The following is a 484-nucleotide window of genomic DNA, read 5'->3' as shown; positions in this document are numbered from 1 at the left end:
GGAGGGAGCCGTCGAAGGTGGGACTGGCGATTGGGACGAAGTCGTAACAAGGTAGCCGTACCGGAAGGTGCGGCTGGATCACCTCCTTTCTAAGGAGCACCTTCATCCGAAAGGATGCAAGGAGCCCGCACTGCCCGAGTGTGGTGGTGGGGTGCTCATATGGCGGAGACACTGGCGAGTCCTGGCGGACAACGGTTTCCATGTCCTAGTACAGCCACACTTGTGTGGAGTGGAACGGCGGGAGATGCGGTTCGGTAGGCATACAGGCACCCTGTTGGGTCCTGAAACAACCAGCGCAGTGATGCGGGGTTGGTTTCAGACGAGATCCGGGTCTGTCGCAAAACCAGTCGGTGTGGCCGGCGAGGTTGTGGCTGATAAAGAGGTCCGGGTTTGGTGTTGGTTGAGAATTGCACAGTGGATGCGAGCATCTTTATAGCTTTTTTGTGGTCAAGTTGCTGAGGGCGTACGGTGGATGCCTTGGCAC

Annotated in this window: 1 rRNA gene; it reads left to right on the top strand. The window is 57.6% G+C overall.

The annotated features are described in order from the left end of the window. Positions 1-89: ribosomal RNA gene (locus OP18_RS50725) — 16S ribosomal RNA — on the top strand; the annotation flags it as partial. Positions 90-484: the final 395 nt, after the last annotated feature.

Source organism: Dactylosporangium aurantiacum, from assembly GCF_000716715.1.
GTDB lineage: Bacteria > Actinomycetota > Actinomycetes > Mycobacteriales > Micromonosporaceae > Dactylosporangium > Dactylosporangium aurantiacum.
This window is presented reverse-complemented; position numbering and strand designations above follow the sequence as displayed.